16 protein-coding genes and 1 tRNA gene are annotated in these 23764 nt (G+C 63.6%); 12 read left to right on the forward strand and 5 right to left on the reverse strand.

Annotated elements, in window-relative coordinates; translation table 11 throughout:
• Positions 1-40 precede the first annotated feature (40 nt).
• Positions 41-1495 (forward strand): pyruvate kinase, encoded by a 1455-nt coding sequence (pyk, locus tag LH407_RS00320; protein WP_322133277.1) that lies wholly within the window; start codon positions 41-43, stop codon positions 1493-1495.
• 76 nt (positions 1496-1571) lie between these two features.
• Here the strand turns inward: pyk and LH407_RS00325 are convergent, their stop codons facing one another.
• On the reverse strand, positions 1572-3365 hold the full coding sequence (locus tag LH407_RS00325; RefSeq protein ID WP_322133276.1) for a glycoside hydrolase family 15 protein: 1794 nt from the start codon (positions 3363-3365) through the stop codon (positions 1572-1574).
• Between the two features lie 79 nt (positions 3366-3444).
• Between LH407_RS00325 and LH407_RS00330 the strand changes: the two genes are divergently transcribed.
• A tRNA-Leu gene (locus tag LH407_RS00330) sits at positions 3445-3526 on the forward strand.
• A 3-nt stretch (positions 3527-3529) separates the two neighbouring features.
• Here the strand turns inward: LH407_RS00330 and LH407_RS00335 are convergent.
• Together LH407_RS00335 and LH407_RS00340 are read right to left on the reverse strand one after the other, a co-directional pair.
• Positions 3530-4306, reverse strand: coding sequence for a DNA-formamidopyrimidine glycosylase family protein (locus LH407_RS00335; RefSeq protein ID WP_322133275.1), 777 nt, complete (start codon positions 4304-4306; stop codon positions 3530-3532).
• A gap of 3 nt (positions 4307-4309) precedes the next feature.
• Positions 4310-8758: an ATP-dependent helicase gene (locus LH407_RS00340; protein ID WP_322133274.1), complete on the reverse strand. Its 4449-nt coding sequence runs from the start codon at positions 8756-8758 to the stop codon at positions 4310-4312.
• Between the two features lie 103 nt (positions 8759-8861).
• On the opposite strand from LH407_RS00340, the gene LH407_RS00345 reads away from it, so the two are divergent.
• Positions 8862-9467, forward strand: coding sequence for an ANTAR domain-containing response regulator (locus tag LH407_RS00345; RefSeq protein ID WP_322133273.1), 606 nt, complete (start codon positions 8862-8864; stop codon positions 9465-9467).
• A gap of 8 nt (positions 9468-9475) precedes the next feature.
• Here the strand turns inward: LH407_RS00345 and LH407_RS00350 are convergent, their stop codons facing one another.
• Positions 9476-9907: a PaaI family thioesterase gene (locus LH407_RS00350; protein WP_322133272.1), complete on the reverse strand. Its 432-nt coding sequence runs from the start codon at positions 9905-9907 to the stop codon at positions 9476-9478.
• Positions 9908-9960: 53 nt separating this feature from the next.
• Between LH407_RS00350 and polA the strand changes: the two genes are divergently transcribed.
• The 5 genes from polA (at position 9961) to rpsA (ending at position 16075) form a co-directional block, all read left to right on the forward strand.
• Entirely contained in the window at positions 9961-12621 is a 2661-nt protein-coding gene (gene polA, locus LH407_RS00355; RefSeq protein ID WP_322133271.1) for a DNA polymerase I, read from the forward strand.
• A gap of 52 nt (positions 12622-12673) precedes the next feature.
• Complete coding sequence (locus tag LH407_RS00360) at positions 12674-12943, forward strand: HPr family phosphocarrier protein (RefSeq protein WP_322133270.1); 270 nt, start codon at positions 12674-12676, stop codon at positions 12941-12943.
• Positions 12933-13535: a DUF4166 domain-containing protein gene (locus LH407_RS00365; RefSeq protein ID WP_322133269.1), complete on the forward strand. Its 603-nt coding sequence runs from the start codon at positions 12933-12935 to the stop codon at positions 13533-13535. The genes LH407_RS00360 and LH407_RS00365 overlap by 11 nt, the downstream gene beginning before the upstream one ends.
• Positions 13532-14488: an epimerase gene (locus LH407_RS00370; RefSeq protein WP_322133268.1), complete on the forward strand. Its 957-nt coding sequence runs from the start codon at positions 13532-13534 to the stop codon at positions 14486-14488. The genes LH407_RS00365 and LH407_RS00370 overlap by 4 nt, the downstream gene beginning before the upstream one ends.
• Positions 14489-14620: 132 nt before the next feature.
• On the forward strand, positions 14621-16075 hold the full coding sequence (gene rpsA, locus LH407_RS00375; protein ID WP_322133267.1) for a 30S ribosomal protein S1: 1455 nt from the start codon (positions 14621-14623) through the stop codon (positions 16073-16075).
• A gap of 57 nt (positions 16076-16132) precedes the next feature.
• Here rpsA and LH407_RS00380 read toward each other — a convergent pair whose 3' ends face one another.
• Positions 16133-16717, reverse strand: coding sequence for a DUF4126 domain-containing protein (locus tag LH407_RS00380; RefSeq protein ID WP_322133266.1), 585 nt, complete (start codon positions 16715-16717; stop codon positions 16133-16135).
• A 56-nt stretch (positions 16718-16773) separates the two neighbouring features.
• Between LH407_RS00380 and coaE the strand changes: the two genes are divergently transcribed.
• The 4 genes from coaE (at position 16774) to uvrA (ending at position 23760) form a co-directional block, all read left to right on the forward strand.
• Positions 16774-17400 carry a dephospho-CoA kinase gene (gene coaE / locus LH407_RS00385; protein WP_322133265.1) on the forward strand — a complete coding sequence of 209 codons (627 nt, stop codon included), beginning with the start codon at positions 16774-16776 and terminating at the stop codon, positions 17398-17400.
• 39 nt (positions 17401-17439) lie between these two features.
• Entirely contained in the window at positions 17440-19506 is a 2067-nt protein-coding gene (uvrB, locus tag LH407_RS00390) for an excinuclease ABC subunit UvrB (RefSeq protein WP_322133264.1), read from the forward strand.
• A gap of 81 nt (positions 19507-19587) precedes the next feature.
• Positions 19588-20832: an MFS transporter gene (locus LH407_RS00395; protein ID WP_322133263.1), complete on the forward strand. Its 1245-nt coding sequence runs from the start codon at positions 19588-19590 to the stop codon at positions 20830-20832.
• A gap of 48 nt (positions 20833-20880) precedes the next feature.
• Entirely contained in the window at positions 20881-23760 is a 2880-nt protein-coding gene (gene uvrA / locus LH407_RS00400) for an excinuclease ABC subunit UvrA (protein WP_322134924.1), read from the forward strand.
• Positions 23761-23764 lie beyond the last annotated feature (4 nt).

The following is a 23764-nucleotide window of genomic DNA, read 5'->3' on the forward strand; positions in this document are numbered from 1 at the left end:
TCACAACGCCTTCGGGCACACCCCACCACAGAAGGAAGTCATGAGACGAGCCAAGATCGTTGCGACCCTAGGGCCGGCAACGTCGAGCTATGAGAGCATTCGAGCGATCATCGATGCTGGCGTCGATGTCGCGCGGATGAACCTGAGCCACGGTTCTTACGATGTCCACGAGGCGGTCTACGCCAACGTGCGCAAGGCAGCGGACGACGCAGGCAAGGCTGTAGCCGTGCTTGTCGACCTGCAGGGACCGAAGATCCGTCTCGGCAAGTTCGAGAACGGACCACACGAGCTGGCGGTCGGCGACATCTTCAAGATCACCACCGAGGACATCCTCGGCACGAAGGAGATCGTCGGAACGACGTTCAAGGGTCTTCCGCAAGACGTCGCGCCCGGTGACTTCCTCCTCATCGACGATGGCAAGGTCAAGGTCCGGGTGATCGAGACCGACGGCGTCGTCGTCACGACGGAGGTCGTTGTTGCTGGCCCGGTCTCTAACAACAAGGGCATTAACCTTCCCGGTGTCGCCGTCAATGTTCCGGCCCTGTCAGAAAAGGACGAGGATGACCTCCGTTGGGGTCTGAAGCTGGGTGCTGACCTGATCGCCCTGTCCTTCGTACGCAATGCTGACGATGTCACGCGCGTTCACGAGATCATGGCGGAGGAGGGGCGTCGCGTCCCCGTCGTTGCGAAAATCGAAAAGCCCCAGGCGGTAGATCACCTCGAGGCCATTGTCGACGCGTTCGACGCGATCATGGTCGCGCGCGGCGATCTGGGTGTTGAGCTCCCGCTTGAGGCGGTGCCGATCGTTCAGAAGCGCACGATCGAGCTCGCTCGGCGTATGGCCAAGCCCGTGATCGTTGCGACCCAGATGCTCGAATCGATGATCTCCAGCCCGGTGCCCACGCGTGCCGAGACCTCGGATGTTGCCAACGCGATCCTCGACGGCGCGGACGCAGTCATGCTGAGCGGCGAGACCAGCGTCGGCGCGTACCCCGTGATCACCGTCCAGACCATGGCGCGAATTGTGAGTTCCACCGAGGAGCACGGGCTTGAGCGCATTCCGCCCCTCGGCACCAAGCCCCGCACGCAAGGTGGCGCGATCACGTTGGCCGCAGCGGAGGTCGCTGACTTCGTTGATGCGAAGTACGTGTGCATCTTCACCGAGTCTGGCGACTCGGCACGCCGGATGTCCCGTCTTCGCTTCCGCGTGCCCATGAAGGCCTTCACGCCGGATCAATCGATCCGCCGCCGGATGGCCCTCATCTGGGGAATCGAGTCCTACGTCACTCCTCGAGTGACGCATACGGACTCCATGTACGCCCAGGTCGACACCGTTCTTCTGGAGGAGGGACTCGCCGAGGTGGGGGAGAAGGTTGTTGTGATCTCCGGCTCGCCTCCCGGAATCCCCGGCGGCACAAACGACCTGCGGGTGCACGTTGTCGGTGACGCCGTCAATGGCGTGGCGCCGGCCTGGACCGTCCACGACGACTCCTAACGATCACCACCGCACGAGCGATGAAAAACGGACCCCGATCCTGACAGATCGGGGTCCGTTCTCTCGTTCGTGGCCGCTAGTGCCGCGGGAGCGCCGCAGAGATTGCGTCGGCCGCCCGCACCAAAGCAAGGTGCGAAAAGGCCTGCGGAGTGTTCCCCATGTGGTCGCCAGTCGTCGAGTCCACCTCCTCCGAGAGGAGCCCCACGTCGTTGCGCAGCCCGACAAGTCGATCCATGAGCTCGCGAGCGTCGTCGATCCGACCGGAGAGTGCGTACTGCTCAACGAGCCAGAACGAGCACGCGAGGAACGGATGCTCGTCGCCGGGTAACCCGTCGACTCCCGACTCGGTGAGGTACCGGAGCACGAGGCCGTCGTGCATCAGCTGTTCCTCGATTGCAGCCACCGTTCCGAGCATCCGGGGATCGTCCGCCTCCAGGTAGCCGACGTGGGGCAGCTGAAGGAGCGCTGCATCCACCCCGGTTCCTCCGTAGTACTGAACGAAGGTGCCGAGTTCAGCGTTGTAGCCGTGCTCATCGATCTCGCGACGCAGCGCGTCACGGTGCGCACGCCACTCGTCTACTGGCCCGGGCAGGCCGAATTTCTCGACGGCGTTCACTCCACAATTGAACGCGGACCACATCAGCACCCGGGAGTGGGTGAAGCGACGCAGGGGACCACGAATCTCCCAAATTCCGTGATCCAGTTCGTCGAGCGTGTCGGTGAGACGCCCGAGAAGGGCTTGCTGCAGTGGCCAGGAGAACGAATCCTCGGTGACCCCGTTGCTTCTGGCGAGGGACAGCGCCTGCATAACTTCGCCGTACACGTCGCCCTGGAATTGTGTGTACGCGGCGTTGCCCACGCGCACGGGAGCAGATCCGCGGTGACCCGGGAGAGAGCTCGGCGTCCATTCGACGAGCCGCCTCTCACCACCCAGTCCGTACATGACCTGCATGTCGGCAGGGTCCCCCGCAATGGCGCGAAGTAGCCAGTCCCGCCATTCGAGAGCCTCGGTCTCGTAGCCATGGAGCAGGAGCGCCTCGAGGGTAAATGCCGCGTCTCGAAGCCAGACAAAGCGATAGTCCCAGTTGCGAACACCGCCGAGATCCTCGGGAAGACTTGTTGTGGCCGCGGCCACGATCCCGCCCGTGTCTTCGTGTGTCAGTGCGCGAAGCACAAGCAGGGATCGGGCCACGGCATCCTCATACGGTTCGCCCGTTCGCGTGTAGTGCGACGCCCACTCGGTCCACCACGACTCCGTGCGTTCGATCTGTGCGTCGACGTCGAGGGCAGCGGGTGGGCGCCGGTGAGCGGGATGCCACGTCAAGACGATGTCGACGGTCTGCCCCTCGCTGACCGTGAACTCCCCGCGGTGGGCGTGGTCGCGTGCGATCAGGCGAGGTCCGCGAATGGTGACGGCATCCGGACCCGCTACGGCCAAAATCGCCGATTCGTATCCATCGGCGTATTCGGGCACTTGCCGCACCCACGGCAACGCTGCGGCATAGTCGAAGCGAATGCGCACGGTCTGCTCCATGCGCACCGTGCCAGAGAGTCCGCGAACCCTGCGGATGACGTCGGCACGTCGGTCGCCGTGCGGCATCACATCGATGACCTCGACAGTGCCGTCAGGCGTCTCCCACAGCGTCTCGAGGATGAACGTGCCCTCTCGGTAGTGCCGACGTGTCGCGACGTCCGCACCGACGGGTGCGACCCTCCAGTGACCGTGCCGTTCATCTCCGAGCAGAGCGCCGAAGGTGGACGCGGAATCGAACCGTGGCAGACACAGCCAATCGATGCTCCCCGTGAGCGATACCATCGCGCCGGTGTGACAGTCACCGACAAGTGCATAGTCCTGAATAGGGCGGGCCATCGTCCCATCTTGGCAAACGACGATGTGCGAGACCCCCGCGGTCCATGAGGGCCCGTGGATTCTGTCATGCTAGAGGGGCGCCCGCCTGGTGGAATTGGCATACACGTCCGACTCAAAATCGGATGCCGAAAGGCTTGCGAGTTCGAGTCTCGCGGCGGGCACCGTCACCTCTGGCATCGAGGGCACCACCACACCGTTCGGAGCATGGTGGGGGAGTCGCCGAGTTCTCCGACCATAATGCGCGTGCCACAGCGCAGACAGGGCCTTCCACCTCGCCCGTACACCCACGTTCGATCTCTCTGGAGGTTGCCCGTTGTCGTGCGTTCGACACGGTCGCGATTGGCGAGGATGAGACGGTGCGCGAGGTCGACCATTCGCTCGAGATCGTTGACGTCGCCGACGGGTCGAGTGGGGAGAACCCCGCGAAGAAAGCACAGTTCTGCTCGATAGACGTTGCCGAGACCGGCGAGCACACGCTGATCGAGGACCGCGAGACCGATCTCCCGCTCCGGTGCGGCGCGGAGATTGGCTAGTGCGGTGTCGGGGTCCCAGTCGGGACCCAAGAGATCGGGGCCGAGATATCCGACCGCCTCATCCTCGTCCGATGTCCGGATCACCTCGAACAGCCCCAGTTCGAAACCGACGGCAACCACGGATTCTGTCTCCAGAATCGCGCGCGCCTGCCAGGCCGGTCGCTGCCAGCGAGTGTCGTGCCGGTAGAGGTGCCAGCTCCCCTCCATCTTCAAGTGGCTGTGGAGGGTGTACTCACCGACACGCATGAGCAGGTGCTTACCCCGGGGGATGACCTCGTGCACGGGCGACCCCGTCAGGTCGGTTGTCGCGAACTTTGGGACACGAATATCGCATCGTGTGAGCACCGTGCCAGCCAAGGCAGCGTTGAGAGCGTGGGCGGAGCGGTAGACGGTGTCACCTTCGGGCATTCGCTAGACCCTTAGCCTGAGACCCGCGGGGGTGGAGCCAATGCCTGCTTCGAGCAGGGCGGCGCCGAACGGCGTGCCCTGCGCTGGGTCACCGTCGATCCGCTCGATCTTGAGTCCCTGAGAAGAACTGCGTGCGGTCTCGAGGAGTGACCGCGCCGCCGCAGCCAGGATGTCGTCATCGTCTGCGAAGGTGACGATGCTTTTGCCGCCCTTCTCCACGAACACGGCGAGCCGCCCATCGACGAGGGTGACGAGTGCGCCCGCCTTCCGCCCGGGACGGTGCCCCTCGCGGGGAGGCCAGGCTAGTGCGGCCCCGTAAGGGTTTGCGGGGTCCGTCGCCGCGAGGGTCAGCGCTTTTAGCTCGGGAGCTGTATCGGGTTCTACCGCGAAGGTGCGTAGCCGATCGACCGTAGCACCGGCCGCGAACTGGGCTGCACCGAGGCCGTCAACGAAGTAGCCTCTGCGCACCCGCCCTTGCTCCTCGAATCCCGACAGCACGCGGTAGGTGAGGGCGAACCCACCAGGGATGCCCTCACCAACGACGGAGCCCCGCGTCACCACCCCGTGCCGTTCCAGCAATGCCTCCGCGGTTGCTTTGGCGCGTGTCGTGTCATCGGCGTCGTCCACGAAGACGAGTGACCACCGGCCAGCGCCGGCAGCGGGGCCCGACTGGGTTACACGAAGCGAGCGACCTCGCGACCGTCGAGGTCGCGCCGCGACCGCTCGTCTCCCGAGATGCGCACGCAGTGGCGCCAGGCTGTCATTGGTGACGAGGCCGTCCCAGACGAGTTCCCACAGTGCTGACAGCAGCATCGAATCGGTGACGGGTTCCTCACCCCGTTCCAGCAGGGCGACACCAACCGCGTTCGCGAGCTGACGGAAGAAGTAGGCACCGCCGCCCTGCAGCGATTCGAGCACGGTGGTGCCGAGCGGCGAAACTTCTGCAGCATGACGTTCATAGAGCAACAGCCCGACCGAGTCGGCTACCTGCAGCCGAACCCAGCCATCGGAGCCGGGAAGCGAACCCGCGCCCGACCATTGCACCTCTCCCGACACCGTCAGTTCGTCGAGCAGGGCGGGGGAGTAGTCGGCAACGCGCGCGGGAAGCACGAGAGTCTCGAGCGCGGATGCCGGGATGGCAACCCCGCCCAACTGCTCGATCACCTGCAACACCCCATCAACACCTCGCAGTCCACCGCCGACGTGCTGCCACGAGGGAAGGAAGCGCCCGAGAGTGTCCTCCGAGACGGGTTCGACGTCGTCGCGGAGAGCGGCAAGGGATCGAGCACGAAGGCGCCGCAGAACTTCGATAGAGCACCACTCCGTACCCGTTGCCCCGGGGCGGAACTCTCCCTCCACGACGCGCCGATCCGACTCGAGCCGTCGGAGGGCGTGAAGAACGACTGCCGGGCCGAGCCCAAACCGTGATGCGACGTCGTCGACGGTGAACGGTGCATGAGTTCGAGCGAATCGACTCACGAGTTCACCGACCGGGTCCGACATCTCCTCGGTGAAAGCAGCAGGGATCCCGAGGGGAAGAGGCACACCGAGCGCATCGCGGAGACGCCCAGCATCCTCTACGGCGGCCACCCGTTCCACACCCCCGACGGTGGCGACGAGTGCGCGTGTTGCCGCGAGAAGGGCGTCAACGGTCGCGTCGACGTCGACGCCGGAGGCGCGGTCGCGGATCTCGTCCCTACTGAGCGGTCCGAGCATCCGCAGCACGTCGACAATGCCCTCGAGGTCGCGCGCGTGCCGCTCGGGGGCGAGTCGCTGCAGCTCTCTCTCCGTGCGTTCGATTTCGACCGGATCGAGCAGTTCCCTCAATTCGGCGCGACCCAGCAGTTCGGCGAGCAGGGCGGGGTCGAGACTCAGCGCCGCGGCGCGTCGCTCCGCGAGCGGCGCATCACCTTCGTACAGGAACGCAGCCGTGTACCCGAACAACAGGCTTCGCGCGAAGGGGCTGGGCATCGGGGTTTCCACCTCGGCTACGCGAATGGCGCGCTGCCCGATCTTGGTCGTGATCGCGCGCAGGGTCGGCACGTCGTAGACGTCCTGGAGCACCTCGCGAACGGTCTCGAGCACGATCGGGAACGTCGGGTACTTTCGTGCCACATCCAGTAGCTGCGACGCGCGCTGGCGTTGCTGCCAGAGCGGTGATCGTTTGCCGGGATCACGTCGGGGCAGGAGCAGAGCCCGAGCCGCACTCTCGCGGAATCGGGCAGCGAACAGCGCAGAACCGCCAACCTCGTCGGTGACGATGTGGTCGAGCTCATCGAGTTCGAAGAGAAAGAGCTCGGCGCCAGGTGGATCGGCGTCGGTATCCGGCACACGCACGACGATGCCGTCGTCGCCGGCCATCGCCGCACCGTCGACGCCCAGCCGATCCCGCACACGTGCGCCAACCGCGAGAGCCCACGGCGCATGAACGGGCATTCCGTAGGGGGAGTGCAGCACCACACGCCAGTCGCCGAGTTCGTCGCGAAATCGCTCGACGAGGAGCGTCGTATCGTTCGGGACGTGGCCTGTCGCGGCCTTTTGTTCAGCGATGAGTGAGACGAGGTTGGTTCTGGCGCGTTCGTCGAGGCCGATCTCGGCGAGGTCTGCACGATTACCCGCGGCCACCTCGCGGACAAACGCGCCGATCGCCTCCCCAAGTTCAGCCGGCCGACCCAGACCGTCACCCTTCCAGAAGGGCACTCGTCCAGGTTGGCCGAAGGCGGGACTCACAAGAACTTGGTCGTGGGTGATCTGTTCGATTCGCCAGCTTGTGGTGCCGAGGGCAAACACGTCGCCAACGCGCGACTCGTAGACCATCTCCTCGTCGAGTTCTCCCACACGACGACCGGAGTCCGAGCCGACCATGAAGACCCCGAAGAGGCCTCGATCGGGGATGGTGCCGCCGGATGTCACGGCCAGACGTTGTGCTCCCGGCCGACCTACGAGCGTGCCGGCCACCCGGTCCCACGTGACGCGTGGCCTGAGTTCCGCGAACTCATCGCTCGGGTAGAGCCCGCTCACGAGATCGAGTGTCGCGTCGAAGGCGGATCGCGGGAGCGTTGCGAATGGTGCGCTTCGACGCACCGTGTCGAACCATTCCTCAACGTCGAGCTGTTCGATGGATGCCGCTGCGACCGTTTGTTGCGCGAGAACGTCGAGGGGGTTCTGGGGTACGGCGATGGCCTCGATAAGACCTTTGCGCATCCGGTCAACGACGACTGACGTGTGGATGAGATCGGTTCGATGCTTCGGGAAGAGCACACCGCGCGAGATTTCGCCGACTTGGTGCCCAGCTCGGCCGATTCGTTGAAGCCCTGACGCCACGGACGGGGGCGACTCCACCTGGACGACAAGATCGACAGCGCCCATGTCGATGCCGAGTTCGAGTGAACTCGTTGCGACAACGCAGCGCAATCGCCCGCTCTTCAGTTCGTCCTCGATCTCTGCGCGCTGATCCTTCGACACCGAGCCGTGATGCGCGCGTGCAAGAAGAACATCTTCGGCGTCGGGGAACCTCTCCTCGTAGATCTCGTTGAGTCGTGCCGTGAGACGCTCGGCCTGACGTCGCGCGTTCACGAACACGATCGTCGATCGGTGCTCGAGCACACGATCGACGATGGCCTCCTCCACGTGCGGCCAGATCGACCCGGTCGCCTCGGCACTGGCACCTCCATCCCCGCCCGTTATTGCCCCCGACGACGAGCCTTCCTTGAAGGTGACCATGCCGGGTTGCGCCATATCGTCGACCGGAACGGCAACCGTGAGATCGAACGTCTTGGCTGCGGGGGGCTGCACGATGGTGACGCTGGCACTCCCGCCGAGGAAGCGGGCTACCTCCTCAAGGGGTCGGACGGTAGCGGAGAGCCCGATCCGCTGCGCACGGGTGGGAAGGAGGGCATCCAAACGCTCCAAAGACAGCGCGAGGTGCGCCCCGCGCTTCGTCGAGGCAACCGCGTGAACCTCATCGAGGATGACCGTCTCAACGCCGCGTAGGGTCTCCCGCGCCTGCGAGGTGAGCATGAGGTACAGCGATTCCGGAGTCGTGATCAGGATGTCGGGAGGAGTGCGCGCGAGCGCCCTACGCTCCTGGGACGTCGTGTCGCCCGATCGGACGCCCACGGTGGGCGCTACAACGTCGAGGCCGAGTCGAGCCGCTGACCGCGTCACACCGACGATGGGGGAGCGAAGGTTCCTCTCAACATCAACACCCAGGGCCTTCAGCGGGGAGACGTACAAGACCCGAGTCCCTCGTGACACCTCGGGGTCGGAGATTAGCCGATCGATGGACCACAGAAATGCGGCTAGCGTCTTACCCGATCCGGTGGGCGCGACGACGAGAGCGTGCTGCCCGGACGCCACCGCGTCCCAGGCCCCGAGTTGTGCTGGCGTTGGCTCGGCGAAGGCTCCTTCGAACCAATCCCGCGTCGCGGGCGAGAAGCGTTCGAGCACCATGCCTCTATCCTCCCTCCACCCACCGTCGTTACCTTGTGCCCATAGTGGGATCAGCCGAACGCGGGCTGGGACGCAGAGTCGCTGGATACCGTAGGCTTTTGCCGTGACTGATCAGGATGCCGCACAGACGACACCGCGCAGAGTTGTTGTCGCAGAGGACGAGTCCCTCATCCGTATGGACATCGTCGAGATTCTCCGAGACAACGGTTTCGAAGTTGTCGGCGAGGCTGCCGACGGGGAGACCGCTGTTGCACTGGCGACAGAGCTGCGTCCCGACCTCGTCATTATGGACGTCAAGATGCCGCAGCTCGACGGTATTTCTGCTGCCGAGCGGCTCAGCAAGAACCACATCGCTCCCGTTGTGCTGCTCACGGCATTCAGCCAGAAAGAGCTCGTTGAGCGGGCATCAGAGGCCGGCGCCCTCGCCTACGTTGTGAAGCCCTTCACCCCCAACGACCTGCTTCCGGCCATCGAAATCGCACTCAGTCGGTACACCCAGATCATCACGCTCGAGTCCGAGGTCGCCGATCTCGTCGAGCGCTTCGAGACACGCAAGCTCGTCGATCGGGCCAAGGGTCTTCTCAACGAAAAGATGGGCCTCACCGAGCCCGAGGCGTTCCGTTGGATTCAGAAGGCGTCGATGGATCGCCGCCTCACCATGCACGACGTAGCGCAGGCGATCATCGAACAACTGAGCGCCAAAAAGTAGCGCTCTGGTTAGCCCTGCCGGTCGCGCAGGATGTTGGTCATGCGCACGGTCGACAGCCGTCTACCCTCGTCGTCGCGGATGACGATTTCGTGCGTCGCGAGGGTGCGCCCGAGGACGAGTGCATCGCATGTCGCCGTCACCCACCCCTCCGAGATTGACCGGCTGTGGGTCGCATTGATCTCAATGCCCATCGCGATACGACCCGGGCCCGCATGGATGGCGGAGGAGATCGATCCAAGCGACTCACCCAGCACAACATGGGCTCCACCGTGCAGGATGCCCACAACCTGACGGTTGCCCTCGACGGGCATCCGCGCGACCGAGTGCTCGGCCGAGAGCTCGAGATACTCGACACCCATCTTGACGGTGAGCTCGCCACCCCCGGTGTCCACGATCCGCGCATAGAGCTCGGGGTCGAGATCGTCGGGGAGCTTCACCATGCTGTTCCTTCGTCCGCGAATCGGCCGTCAGCGGCCGCAGCTAGGCTGGCTTCGTGACGGATCCAGCAAAGCCTACCCTTCTCGTTGTCGACGGCCATTCGCTCGCTTTTCGCGCGTTCTACGCCCTTCCGGTCGACAGTTTCGTCACTCGCGACGGGCAACACACGAACGCGATCCACGGCTTCCTGTCGATGCTCATCCTCCTGCTCCAGAACGAGAAGCCCACCCACCTCGCTGTGGCCTTCGACATCTCTCGGTTCTCCTTCCGTACGCGCGAGTACGCCGAGTACAAGGGCACTCGTTCTGAGACTCCGCCGGAGTTCGTGGGACAGGTACCTCTCCTAGAGGAAGCGCTCCAAGCGATGGGTGTGCAAACGCTCAGCAAAGAAGACTTCGAGGCAGACGACATCCTCGCCACTCTCGCCACGCGCGGAGCGGAGGAAGGGTTCGATGTCCTGGTCGTTTCGGGCGACCGCGACGCGATTCAACTCGTGCGACCGGGCGTTACGCTCCTGTACCCCAATGCACGCGGTGTTTCTGAACTCAAGCGCTACGATCGCGACGCCGTGGTCGAACGCTACGGAATCGAGCCGGAGCAGTATCCGGATGTCGCTGCCCTCGTCGGGGAGACCTCGGACAACCTCATCGGCATCGACAAGGTGGGGGAGAAGACCGCCGTCAAGTGGCTCAAGCAGTTCGGCTCCCTCGACGAGATCCTTGCCCACGCCGATGAGATCACGGGTGTGGTGGGCCAGAACCTTCGAGACCAGAAGGACCGAGCTGTTCGCAATCGCAAACTTAATCGGCTCGTCACTGATGTCGAACTGCCGGTCGGACCCCTCGATCTCGAGAGGAAGCCGATCGACGAACAGGCCGTGAGAGCTGTCTTCGACCGGCTCCAGTTCAAGACGTTGCTCGAGCGTGTTCTGAAGATCGCAGCGGCCGAGCGCGGGGATTCTGCTCCCTCGGCCGCGGATGCTCCGCCAGCCGACTCCATCCCCGTGATCAGGACCCTCGTCGACGAGGAACTCGCTCAGTGGATAAAGAAGCAGTCCGCGAGCGGCACCACTCCGCTCGGCCTCCGCGTCGAAACCCACGGGTCGTCGGTGACGGGCTTCGGGCTCGCATCGGCAACCGAAACGGTCTACGTGCCGTGGGCGGAAGGTCGCATGGATTATGTCGCTCTCGAGACGTGGCTGGCCAGCGATGCGCCGAAGTACCTGCAGGGCGCGAAGTCTCAGTACAAAGCGCTGCACGGCGCGGGCCTGCGACTAGAAGGCATCGCTTTCGACACCACGTTGGGCGCCTGGCTACTGAAGCCGGGTCTCAAACCGGAATCGCTCGAGACACAGGTCTACGACTATCTGGGTGAGCGCCTGGCAGTCGCCGACCCGTCCCAACTCGTTCCGGAGAACGAGGGAGCAAGTCCAGCGACCGAGGCCTGGTACATCCTCCGAATCGCCGAATACCTGGCTGGCAGGCTCGACGCCGGATCCCGTGGAGTGCTCGACGACATCGAACTCCCACTCGTTCCGGTTCTCGCGACGATGGAGCTGACCGGAATAACGGTCAACCACGATGTCCTTTCTGCACTCACTGCTCAGCTGAGCGAGACGGCGGCAACCGTTGCCGCCGCGGCCTTCGCCGAGATCGGGCGTGAGATCAATCTCGGTAGCCCCAAGCAACTCCAAGAAGTGCTCTTCGACCAGCTCGAGATGCCGAAGACCCGGTCGAACAAAACGGGATTCTCAACGGATGCCGCGAGTCTCGCCGACCTCCAAGAGCAGAACCCGCATCCGTTCCTGGATCTGCTCCTCCAGCACCGGGACGCGACGAAGCTCATGCAGATCATCGCGTCGATCGACAAGGCGATCGATAAGACAGGACGCGTGCACACCACGTACGAGCAGGCGGGCTCCAGCACCGGTCGCATCGCCTCCAATGATCCGAACCTGCAGAACGTGCCCGTCAAAACCGAGATCGGGCGCCGGATCCGCTCTGCTTTCGAACCGAGTCCGGGCTTCGAGACACTCTTGACCGCCGACTACTCGCAAATCGAGATGCGGATTATGGCACACCTCTCGGGTGACGCCGGGCTCATTGAAGCCTTCAACAGTGGAGAAGACCTCCACCGATTTGTCGGGGCGAGGATCTTCTCGGTGGCCCCCGCCGATGTGACGCCAACCATGCGCACCAAGGTCAAGGCGATGTCATACGGTCTGGCGTATGGCCTGAGCGCGTTCGGCCTGAGCAAACAGCTTCGTATCGAAACGTCCGAGGCCAAGGAGCTTATGACGGACTACTTCGCCCGATTCGGTGCCGTTCGGGACTACCTGCGGAACGTCGTTGAACAGGCGAAGGTCGACGGGTACACCACAACGATCTTCGGTCGCCGACGGCCATTCCCCGATCTGAACTCGTCGAACCGAGTGCTCCGAGAGAACGCGCAACGGCAGGCACTCAACTCACCGATCCAGGGTTCGGCTGCCGACATCCTCAAACGAGCCATGTTGTCGATCAGTGCCGACATGGCGGGGATGCAGTCACGGATGCTCCTTCAGGTGCACGACGAACTCGTTTTCGAGGTTGCCCCCGGCGAGCTCGACGATCTTACGTCGCTCGTTCGCGCGCGCATGGGCGGTGCGGCGGACCTCGATGTTCCGCTCGATGTGCAGATCGGCACTGGTCCGAACTGGGACGCGGCTGCCCACTGAGTGGCGTCGCGCTCGGAGAACACCGCGGCGTAGGCTTGGCCCAGGAGGGCTGATGATCGAGAGAACAGTAGCGGTGGCTTCCGCCGTTGGCCTGCACGCACGCCCTGCCTCGCTCTTCTGCAAGGCGGCCGCCCAAGCGGGTGTACCCGTCACTATCAGCTCGGCGAGTGGGTCGAGTGTGAACGCCTCGAGCATCCTGGGTGTTCTGTCGCTCGGTGTGAACCACGGGGATGTTGTGACTCTCAGTGCTGAGGGCGACGGCGCCGAGCAGGCGCTCGACAAACTGGTCGATCTCCTCTCCGTCGAACTTGATGCCCGCTGATCCCGGGTCGCCGTGGCGCGACGCGCTGGGGGAGGACTGGGAGCGACTCGACCCCCACCTCATCTCGTATTTCGGCGCTCTCACCCCCGCTCAGATCGGTCGCGGTCGTGGCGTTTTTGATGTCGTCGGCACACCCCGGAGGTGGCTGTGGCCCCTACTCTCTCTCCTCGGCGCAGTCCATGTCCTTTTTCCCGCCTGGCAGCACGACGTGCCCTTTCAGGTGCGAAATACCGATGCCGGTGGCGGTCGCGTTGGCCTTCGACTCTTCGAGTTCACGGGTCGACGTCGCACGATGGTGGATCGCGTCGCCATGGACAATCGACACCTGACTGATGTGATCGGTCGGCCGGGTTTCATCCGCGTCGAACTCGTTCCCAGGGTCGACGATGGCGCGCTCGTGCTCGAGTCCGCCGGCGTCAGCGTTGTCGGCGTTCCCGTTCCACGCTCGATAGCGCCCCGGGTTTTCTTGCGTGAGAGCTGGGACAGGACGAACGACATGCAGCACGTGGACTTTCGGCTCGAACATCCACAACTCGGACTCCTCTACGAATACTCGGTGAGCTTCACGTACACGGTCACGGAGGCGGCATGACGCAGACACCTCGCAAGATCGTTATCGCCGGCGCCTCGGGTTTTGTTGGCCGCTACCTCGTCGAGCGTCATCGCGCTCGTGGCACCGACGTCATCACCGTTGGCAGGCGCGATTCGGTTACGTGGTCGGATGCCGATGCGCTCTCGCGCGCGGTGGACGGAGCGTCACTCGTCATTAACTTGGCAGGTCGAAGTGTGGATTGCCGCTACACACCGGAGAATCGCCGGATCATTCTCACATCGCGAACCGAGACGACGGCCGCAATGAAGCTCGCGATCGAGCGAGCTGGTTCGCCTCCACCGTTGTGGGTGAACTCCTCGACGGCGACGATCTATCGGCATGCCATGGATCGCCCTCAGACGGAATCGTCGGGAGAACTCGGCGAGGGATTCTCGGTCTCTGTTGCCAGGTCATGGGAACAGACGCTGCTCGATGGTGAGCTACCGGGCACTCGTCGCGTGGCGCTCCGCATGGCAATCGTCCTCGGCCAGGGGAGTGTGTTGGAACGACTGGTCACTCTCGCGCGCCGGGGAGTGGCCGGGCCGCAGTGGGATACGCCGTGGTTTCCGAGCCGTCGACGGCGCGAAGCGGGAACCGAGCATCGATTCGGGGCTCCGTGGGGTCGGCAGAAGTTCAGCTGGATCCACGTCGAAGACGTACACCGGATGATCGACTTCCTCGTCGCGAACCCCGACATCGATGGCGCGATCAACGCGAGTTCTCCGGGTCCTGTCGACAACCGCACCCTCATGCACACACTCCGGAAGGTGTTGCGGATCCCGTTCGGCATTCCCGTACCACGGCCGGCTCTCGAACTCGGCGCGGCGCTCATGGGAACCGAGACAGAGCTCATCCTCAAGAGCCGATGGGTTGTCCCCGAAAGGATGACCGCCGCGGGGTTTACCTTCACGTACCCAGAACTCGAGACAGCTATCCGATCCATCCTCGATTAGCTGGCATCGCGGCCCACGGGACGCTAGACTGGAACGTCACGTCTGTGACTCTCTATTCGCCTGCCACGGCGGTACAACACCTGCAACACCGTCGCCGTGGCCCAACCATGTCCTATCCGGAGCAATTACTACATGACAATCGTAACGACCGACAAGGCGCCCAAGCAGGTCGCCGTCAATGACATCGGATCTGCTGATGACTTCCTCGCCGCGGTCGAGAAGACACTGAAGTTCTTCAACGATGGAGACCTCATCGAGGGCACCGTCGTCAAGATCGACCGGGACGAGGTTCTCCTCGATGTCGGTTACAAAACCGAGGGTGTCATCCCCTCCCGTGAACTTTCCATCAAGCACGACGTCGACCCGACCGAGATCGTCCAGGTTGGCGACTCCGTTGAGGCGCTCGTTCTCCAGAAGGAGGACAAGGAAGGCCGCCTCATCCTGTCGAAGAAGCGCGCTCAGTACGAGCGTGCATGGGGTGACGTCGAGAAGATCAAGGACGCCGATGGCGTCGTGACCGGTTCGGTCATCGAGGTCGTCAAGGGTGGACTCATCGTCGACATCGGCCTCCGTGGCTTCCTTCCGGCGTCGCTTATCGAGCTGCGTCGCGTTCGCGACCTCACGCCGTACCTCGGCCAGGAGATCGAGGCGAAGATCCTCGAGCTCGACAAGAACCGCAACAACGTCGTCCTCTCGCGTCGCGCTCTCCTCGAGCAGACGCAGAGCGAGAGCCGCACGACCTTCCTCAACAACCTCGCCAAGGGCCAGGTTCGCAAGGGTGTCGTCTCCTCGATCGTCAACTTCGGTGCGTTCGTCGACCTCGGCGGTGTTGACGGTCTCGTTCACGTCTCCGAGCTCTCGTGGAAGCACATCGAGCACGCCTCGGAGGTCGTCGAGGTTGGCCAGGAAGTCACCGTGGAGATCCTCGAGGTGGACCTCGAGCGCGAGCGTGTGTCGCTGTCGCTCAAGGCCACGCAGGAGGACCCGTGGCAGGTCTTCGCCCGCACCCACGCCATCGGCCAGGTTGCGCCCGGAAATGTCACCAAGCTCGTTCCCTTCGGTGCGTTCGTTCGCGTCGCAGAGGGCATCGAGGGTCTCGTGCACATCTCGGAGCTCTCCGGCAAGCACGTTGAGCTCGCCGAGCAGGTTGTGTCGGTCGGCGACGAGGTCTTCGTCAAGGTCATCGACATCGATCTCGAGCGTCGTCGCATCTCGCTGAGCCTCAAGCAGGCCAACGAGGGTGTCGACCCCGAGGGAACCGAGTTCGACCCGGCGCTCTACGGAATGCTCACCGAGTACGACGAGCAGGGCAACTACAAGTACCCCGAGGGCTTCGACCCCGAGACGAACGAGTGGAAGGAAGGCTTCGAGGAGCAGCGCGCGAAGTGGGAGGCCGACTACGCGGCCGCTCAGGCGCGTTGGGAGCAGCACAAGAAGCAGGTCGCTGCTGCTGCACTCGAAGAGGCCAACTCGACCGAGTCGTCCTCCAGCGGTTCGTCGTTCTCGAGCGAGGGCACGTCCGTCGGCACGCTTGCCGACGACGAGTCGCTCGCAGCTCTTCGCGAGAAGCTCTCGAGCAACTCCTAATAGCTCACTAGCACGATGGCCGGTCCCGAGTGGGGCCGGCCATCGTCGTTTAACGTGTCACTCGGTTCGAGCCGCCACGCGGCGCCGGCGCACGGTGACAACCGCGAAGGTGATGAGCCCGCCGAGGCCGAGTAAAACGAGGACCGGGAGAAGAAGTGCCGCGATGCTGAGTGCAACACTGCTGACATCCTCTGCCGTGCTGACGACGGGAGCGGCGAACCCTGCCGTCGTCGCGTTGAGCACCGGTCGCGCAAGCATTTTCACGAGGTGAGTGCCGAGCGCGAGTGCGACGCCGACGGCAACGGGAATCCACGAACCGGATGTGAAGAAGGACTCTGGATCGCTGACAACTGCTGTCGCCGACCCCGCACCCGTGCCGAACGCGATGCCACCAGCGGCAGGCCGGACGACCGTTTGGATCCAGTCGTTCACGGTGTCGACAACGGGCACTTTATCGGCGACGATCTCGATGACCAGCAGCACAGCGAGGATGCCGAGCACCCATGGATTCTCAAGCCACGCCCACGCCGCCGGCAGCTCGACGAAGTCAAGGAATCGCCCGGCGAGCCCCAGCACGAGCAGCGGGATGTAGGCGTTCAGTCCGGCTGCGACGGCGAGACCTGTTCCCGTGAGGAACTCCATGGGCGACCTCCAGTGCTCGATCCGGTCTGCTCCTGCGGTGAGGCTAGCATTGCCCCATGCATCTCGTCGCTCTCACCGGCGGCATCGCGTCGGGCAAGTCTCTTGTCGCCGCTCGCCTCGCAGAGCTCGGCGCCGTCCTCGTCGACGCGGACGTGCTCGCGCGCGAGGTGGTCGAGCCGGGCTCACCGGCACTCGCTGCCATTGCGGATGCCTTCGGTCCGAGTGTGATCGCCACGGACGGTTCCCTCGACCGAGCAGCCCTGGGCGCCATCGTTTTCTCCGATGACTCGAGTCGTGAGTTGCTGAACTCGATCACACATCCGGCGGTCTGGAATCTGGCCGAGGAGCGTTTCGCGCGCGCTGACGAGGCTGACCCGAGCGCGGTTGTGGTGTACGACGTCCCGCTCCTCGCCGAGCGCAGTTCACATCGACCCTTCGCCTTCGATCGAATCGTTGTGGTCGAGGCTCCGGAGGAGACGCGCATCGCTCGGATGATCAGAGACCGAGGGATGACGCGGGCCGAGGCACTCGCGCGAATCGCCGCCCAGGCGACCGATGAACAACGCCGTGCCCTAGCCGACCTTGTGATCGACAACGGAGGTTCCCGGGAACATACGCTCGAACAGGTCGATGCTCTGTGGGGCACTCTGAAAGCGGCAGCGAAGGAGGCGCCACAATCCTGACCCCGAATGGTGTCGGCGCGTCTGCCTAAGCTTGATGACATGGATGCCACGCGTGCTGTGCGGCCCTTCAAGGTCGTCAGCGAGTACATGCCGAGCGGCGATCAGCCCCAGGCGATCTCGGAGTTGGCGCACCGCATCAATGCTGGGGAGACCGATGTCGTGCTCTTGGGCGCGACGGGTACGGGTAAGTCGGCAACGACCGCGTGGCTCATCGAACAGGTCCAGCGCCCCACGCTGGTGCTGTCGCACAACAAAACCCTCGCAGCCCAGCTCGCCAACGAGTTCCGCGAGCTCATGCCCGACAACGCCGTCGAGTACTTCGTCTCGTACTACGACTACTACCAGCCGGAGGCGTACGTTCCTCAGACGGACACCTTCATCGAGAAGGACTCGTCGATTAATGCCGAGGTCGAGCGACTTCGGCACTCGACGACAAATTCGCTCCTCAGCCGCAGAGACGTGGTTGTCGTCTCCACGGTCTCCTGCATCTACGGTCTCGGCGCGGCCGAAGACTATCTCGAGGCTATGCTCGCGCTGCAGGTGGGTATGCGTATCGACCGTGAGGCGCTCATCCGTCGCTTCATCGCGATGCAGTACGAGCGCAACGATTACGCGTTTTCGCGCGGCACGTTCCGCGTTCGCGGGGACACGATCGAGATCATTCCCGTGTATGAGGAGCTCGCGATCCGAATCGAGATGTTCGGGGACGAGATCGAAGCCATCTTCGCGCTCCATCCGCTGACCGGCGATGTTGTGAGGTCCATGGACGCGGTGTCGGTGTTTCCTGGGACGCACTACGCCGCAAGTCCGCAGACCATCCAGCGCGCGATCGTGTCGATTCAGGAGGAGCTGGCGGAGCGCCTTCAACAACTCGAGAAAGAGGGCAAGCTCCTCGAGGCGCAGCGTTTGCGTATGCGCACCACGTTCGACATCGAGATGATGGAGCAGCTCGGCTTCTGCAATGGCATCGAGAACTATTCGCGGCACCTCGATGGACGCCGTCCGGGGGAGGCGCCGCACTGCCTTCTCGATTACTTTCCGGAGGACTTCCTCGTCGTCATCGACGAGTCGCATGTGACAGTCCCGCAGATCGGAGCCATGTATGAGGGCGATGCGTCGCGCAAGCGCACTCTCGTGGAGCACGGGTTCCGACTGCCGAGCGCCCTCGACAATCGTCCGCTGACGTGGGACGAGTTCCTGGCCAGAACGGGTCAGAAGGTGTACCTGTCGGCGACGCCCGGCAAGTACGAGTTGGGTATCACCGACTCGATCGTTGAGCAGGTCATCCGCCCGACCGGTCTCGTCGATCCTCAGATCATCGTCAAGCCGTCCAAGGGACAGATCGATGACCTGCTGGAGCAGATCAGACTTCGTGTCGAGCGCGACGAGCGGGTTCTAGTAACCACCCTCACCAAAAAGATGGCGGAGGAACTCACCGAGTTTCTGGGAGAGCACGGGGTACGCGTGCGCTACCTGCACTCCGACGTCGACACTCTTCGTCGTATCGAATTGCTCACCGAGCTGCGCCAAGGTGTCTACGACGTACTGGTGGGCATCAACCTCCTCCGTGAAGGCCTCGACCTTCCCGAGGTGTCGCTCGTTGCGATTCTGGATGCCGACAAGGAGGGCTTCCTACGATCCGGAACGTCGCTCATCCAGACCATCGGTCGTGCTGCTCGAAACGTCTCCGGCGAGGTGCACATGTACGCCGACGTCATCACCGACTCGATGGCGAGCGCCATCGATGAGACTTCGCGGCGACGCGAGAAGCAGATCGCGTACAACACCGAGCGAGGCATCGACCCTCAGCCCCTTCGCAAGAAGATCGCCGACATCACGGATGCCCTCGCCAGGGAGGGTGCCGACACCGCTGCTCTGCTCGGCGGCAGTGACGGTCGTAAACGCGCACCGACACCCAACCTCAAGCGTGAGGGTCTGGCCGCTCAGGGTGGCAACGACCTCACCGCGATCATTTCCGATCTCAACGACCAGATGCTTCAGGCGGCCGCAGAGCTCAAGTTCGAGCTCGCCGCCCGGCTGCGCGATGAGGTGTCGGAGTTGAAGAAGGAGTTGCGCCAGATGGAGAAGGCTGGCCACCTGAAGTAGGTGCGCTGCCGTACGATGGGGGCGTCGCGCTGACCACTGTGGGGCAGTCCTCACCTCCGCGTGACCAGGAAGCGGGACGTCATGGCGTTCGGTCCTTTCAGCGCGGCTCGTTCGGTTGTCAGCCCCTATCTCGAGGTTCTCAATTCGCCTCGCCGACGCGCGTTTGTGGCGGCCGCGTGGGCTGGGCGTTTTCCGAAGTCCGGTTTGAGCCTCGGACTGATTCTTCTCATCGCCCTCACGGAGGGCAGCTACGCGATCGCGGGCGCGGTGGCCGCGGTCTTCGTGATCGCTCTGGCCATCAGCGGGCCCCGCTGGTCACGAGCGATGGACCGCTATGGCGTGCGCCGCGTGCTGCCCATCGCCGCCGCATCCCTCAGCGTGTTCGCAGTCGCACTCCTCTGTGCCATCACGCTGGCCGCACCCCTGTGGGCCTGGTTCGTTCTCGCGGCGCTCACGGGGTTGAGCGTCGTGGACATGGGGTCGGTGGTTCGGGCGCGATGGGTGGCGTTGCTGTCGGAACGGGAGCGGCTACCGGCTTTCGCTCTCGAGTCCATCAATGACGAACTGGTCTTCGTCATTTCACCACCCGTGATCACGATCGTTGCGACTCTGGCACACCCGTCGCTCGGCTTCGCACTCGGATTGGCCGCGGGCGTCGGGGGTTATCTCGTCTTCGCTCTGCTTCCGTCACCGGAACGCTCTTCTCAGCGCCATCGGGGTCGTGCGCGACTGCACCCGGGAGTGTTCGGAGTTATCGGAGCATTCGCGGCGATGGGCATCGTCTTCGGAAGCTTCGACATCTCCGTGGTGGCTCTGGCCGAATCCGAGGGTGCCCCCGTGGCCGCTGGCCTGCTCATCGGTGTTTTTGCGCTGGCGAGCGTGATCTCCGGCACGGTACTGGGGTCGCGGTCGCCTCGGCGATCGCGGGCTCGCCGATTCATCCTCGCTGCCGTCGCCTACTCTGTGGCCGTCCCGGCCCTAGCCCTCGCGTCTAACCTGCTCATCGCGGGTCTAGCGTGCGCCATTGCGGGTCTCGTCACCTCCCCACTCATGATCACTGGACTCTCACTCGTCGAATCGAGAGCGGACCACACGCGATTGACGGAGACTCTTGCCTATCCCACGGCAGCGATTGCTGTCGGCGGCATGATCGGGGCCGCGGCGGCCGGATACGTCATCGACGGGCACGCGCCACAGGCCGGTTTTCTGGTCGCGGCGTTGGCCGCCGTGACCGTGATCGCGTCCGCTGGAGTCGGAGAGGCCCTCGCTTCGCGCGCATCTGGACCGGGGCATCCGAATGATGTCGGTGGCCTCGGTAGAATATAGAGAGTGTCGATTTCAGCAACGGAACCCGAAGAGCTCGATGAGGCCACCATGCTTCGCGTCATCGACCGGCCGCCAGCAAACGACACGCTGTCGGTGCGCGGGGCCCGCGTTCACAACCTGAAAAACGTCGACATCGACATCCCGCGGGATTCTCTGGTCGTTTTCACCGGCCTCTCCGGTTCTGGCAAATCGTCCCTCGCATTTGACACGATTTTCGCAGAGGGCCAACGTCGGTACGTCGAGTCCCTCTCCGCCTATGCTCGCCAGTTCCTTGGCCAGGTCGACAGGCCCGATGTCGACTTCATCGAGGGTCTCAGCCCTGCCGTGTCGATCGACCAAAAGTCCACCAACCGCAACCCGCGATCGACGGTCGGTACGATCACGGAAATTTATGACTACATGCGTCTGCTGTGGGCGCGGATCGGCGTCGCCCACTGTGCCGTGTGCGGTGAGCGTATCTCGCGCCAGACGGTGCAGCAGATCGCCGACCAGCTCATGACGTTGGAGCCCGGCACTCGGTACCAAGTGGTCAGCCCTGTCGTGACGCAGAAGAAGGGTGAGTTCGTCGACCTGTTCCGCGAGCTCGCCTCGAGCGGGTACTCACGAGCGATCGTCGATGGGGAACAGATCCAGCTGAGCGATCCGCCGAAGCTCAAGAAGCAGTACAAGCACGACATCGCCGTTGTGGTCGACCGACTGGTGGCCAGTGACGACGTGCTGACGCGGCTCACAGATTCGCTCGAAACGGCGTTGCGCTTGACCGACGGCGTGGTGTCCATCAACTTCGTCGACGAGAAGGGGGATGCCGCCTGGCGCAACTTCTCGGAGAAGCTGTCCTGCCCGAACGGGCATCCGGTGCAGCTCACGGAGATCGAGCCGCGAACTTTCTCGTTCAACGCCCCCTTCGGCGCATGCCCGGAATGCTCTGGCCTCGGTACCCGGATGTCCGTGGACGCCGACCTCCTCATTCGGGATGACTCGGTCAGCATCGCCGACGGCGCGATTCTCCCGTGGACAAGTGCGGGGAAGGGGCTGTTCAACTACTTCGAGAAGCTCCTGACGGGACTTGCCCAGGACCTCGATTTCTCACTCGACACCCCGTGGGGAGAACTCCCCGAGGATGTCCGCAACGCCGTTCTCAAGGGCAACAACTTCGAGGTCACGGTTCGCTGGAAGAACCGCTACGGCCGCGAGATGAAGTACTCGACGGGCTTCGAGGGTGTCATCCCCTATATGGAACGCAAGTACCTCGAGGCGGAGACCGACGTGCAGCGCCAGAGAGTCGCGGAGTACCTCCGCGAGGTGCCATGCCCCGTGTGTGACGGCAAGCGTCTGAAGCCCGAGGTGCTCGCGGTGACGATCGAGGGCATGAGCATCGCGGATGTCTGTGAACTCAGCCTCGTCGAGTCGCACAAGTTCATGGACCAGCTCGAGTTGAACACTCGAGACGCTCGGATCGCAGCCCAGGTGCTGCGCGAGATCCGACTCCGTTTGGAATTCCTCATCGAAGTTGGGTTGAGCTATCTCGACCTCATGCGCGCGGCGGGAACACTGAGCGGAGGTGAAGCTCAGCGCATCCGGTTGGCGACTCAAATCGGGTCCGGACTCACTGGGGTGCTCTACGTTCTCGACGAACCGAGCATCGGTCTCCATCAGCGCGACAACCGTCGCCTCATCGAGACCCTCGTCAAACTTAAGAACCTGGGTAACACGCTCATCGTCGTCGAGCACGACGAAGACACGATTCGCACGGCGGATTGGCTCGTCGATATCGGACCGGGCGCGGGGGAGCACGGTGGAACGGTCGTGCACTCCGGTTCCTACGAGGCGCTTATGGAGAATCGCGATTCAGTGACGGGCGATTATCTCGCCGGTCGCCGATCGATCGGCATGCCAGAGAAGCGGCGTCCGGTGGATCGCGACCGCATCATCCGGGTGGAGGGTGCTCGCGCGAACAATCTCAAGAACGTCACCGTCGATTTCCCGCTCGGCACGTTCACCGCGGTGACCGGTGTCAGCGGGTCTGGCAAATCGAGCCTCGTCAACGACATCCTGTACAAGGTGCTCGCGAACGAACTCAATGGAGCACGGCAAATCGCCGGGCGTCACACCCGTGTGACGGGACTCGATGGCCTCGACAAGGTTGTGCATGTCGACCAGGCTCCGATCGGTCGCACGCCGCGCTCGAACCCCGCGACGTACACCGGTGTTTTCGACAAGATTCGTACGCTTTTTTCTGAGACAGCGGACGCCAAGGCACGCGGATATCAGCCGGGGCGGTTCAGCTTTAACGTCAAGGGCGGACGATGCGAGAACTGTTCTGGCGACGGCACGATCAAGATCGAGATGAACTTCCTTCCCGACGTCTACGTGGCGTGTGAGGTATGTGGTGGTGCCCGCTACAACCGTGAAACGCTCGCCGTGCGCTACAAGGGCAAAAACATCGCCGAGGTCCTCGACATGCCGATCAGTGAGGCCGCCGAGTTCTTCGAGGCGATCTCGTCCATCCACCGTTATCTTCGAACTCTCGAAGACGTCGGTCTTGGCTACGTTCGGCTTGGACAGAGTGCAACAACACTGTCCGGCGGAGAAGCCCAGCGTGTGAAGCTTGCGACAGAGCTCCAGCGCCGCTCACTCGGGCGCACGGTCTACGTCCTCGACGAGCCTACGACGGGTCTGCACTTCGAGGACGTTCGCAAACTTCTCCTCGTCCTGAACGGGCTCGTCGACAAGGGCAACACCGTTATCGTCATTGAGCACAACCTCGATGTCATCAAGTCGGCCGATTGGCTCATCGATTTGGGGCCCGAGGGCGGTGCTGGCGGCGGTCAGGTCATCGCAACGGGAACGCCAGAGAACGTGGCACAGTCGGAAGCCAGCCATACGGGGGTGTTCCTCGCGGAGGCTCTCGAGGGTTCGCGAGCCTAGCCGA

The sequence above is a fragment of the Antiquaquibacter oligotrophicus genome (genome assembly GCF_020535405.1).
Classification (GTDB): domain Bacteria; phylum Actinomycetota; class Actinomycetes; order Actinomycetales; family Microbacteriaceae; genus Rhodoglobus; species Rhodoglobus oligotrophicus.

Bases quoted from the DNA above. Each gene is read 5' to 3' on its own strand.
- LH407_RS00350 (WP_322133272.1), bottom strand. From the start codon at position 9,907: ATGGTGAAGCTCCCCGACGATCTCGACCCCGAGCTCTATGCGCGGATC.
- LH407_RS00360 (WP_322133270.1), top strand. From the start codon at position 12,674: ATGATCGAGAGAACAGTAGCGGTGGCTTCCGCCGTTGGCCTGCACGCA.
- LH407_RS00380 (WP_322133266.1), bottom strand. From the start codon at position 16,717: ATGGAGTTCCTCACGGGAACAGGTCTCGCCGTCGCAGCCGGACTGAAC.
- LH407_RS00325 (WP_322133276.1), bottom strand. From the start codon at position 3,365: ATGGCCCGCCCTATTCAGGACTATGCACTTGTCGGTGACTGTCACACC.
- LH407_RS00370 (WP_322133268.1), top strand. From the start codon at position 13,532: ATGACGCAGACACCTCGCAAGATCGTTATCGCCGGCGCCTCGGGTTTT.
- rpsA (WP_322133267.1), top strand. From the start codon at position 14,621: ATGACAATCGTAACGACCGACAAGGCGCCCAAGCAGGTCGCCGTCAAT.
- LH407_RS00335 (WP_322133275.1), bottom strand. From the start codon at position 4,306: ATGCCCGAAGGTGACACCGTCTACCGCTCCGCCCACGCTCTCAACGCT.
- LH407_RS00340 (WP_322133274.1), bottom strand. From the start codon at position 8,758: ATGGTGCTCGAACGCTTCTCGCCCGCGACGCGGGATTGGTTCGAAGGA.
- LH407_RS00365 (WP_322133269.1), top strand. From the start codon at position 12,933: ATGCCCGCTGATCCCGGGTCGCCGTGGCGCGACGCGCTGGGGGAGGAC.
- LH407_RS00395 (WP_322133263.1), top strand. From the start codon at position 19,588: ATGGCGTTCGGTCCTTTCAGCGCGGCTCGTTCGGTTGTCAGCCCCTAT.
- pyk (WP_322133277.1), top strand. From the start codon at position 41: ATGAGACGAGCCAAGATCGTTGCGACCCTAGGGCCGGCAACGTCGAGC.
- coaE (WP_322133265.1), top strand. From the start codon at position 16,774: ATGCATCTCGTCGCTCTCACCGGCGGCATCGCGTCGGGCAAGTCTCTT.
- uvrB (WP_322133264.1), top strand. From the start codon at position 17,440: ATGGATGCCACGCGTGCTGTGCGGCCCTTCAAGGTCGTCAGCGAGTAC.
- uvrA (WP_322134924.1), top strand. From the start codon at position 20,881: ATGCTTCGCGTCATCGACCGGCCGCCAGCAAACGACACGCTGTCGGTG.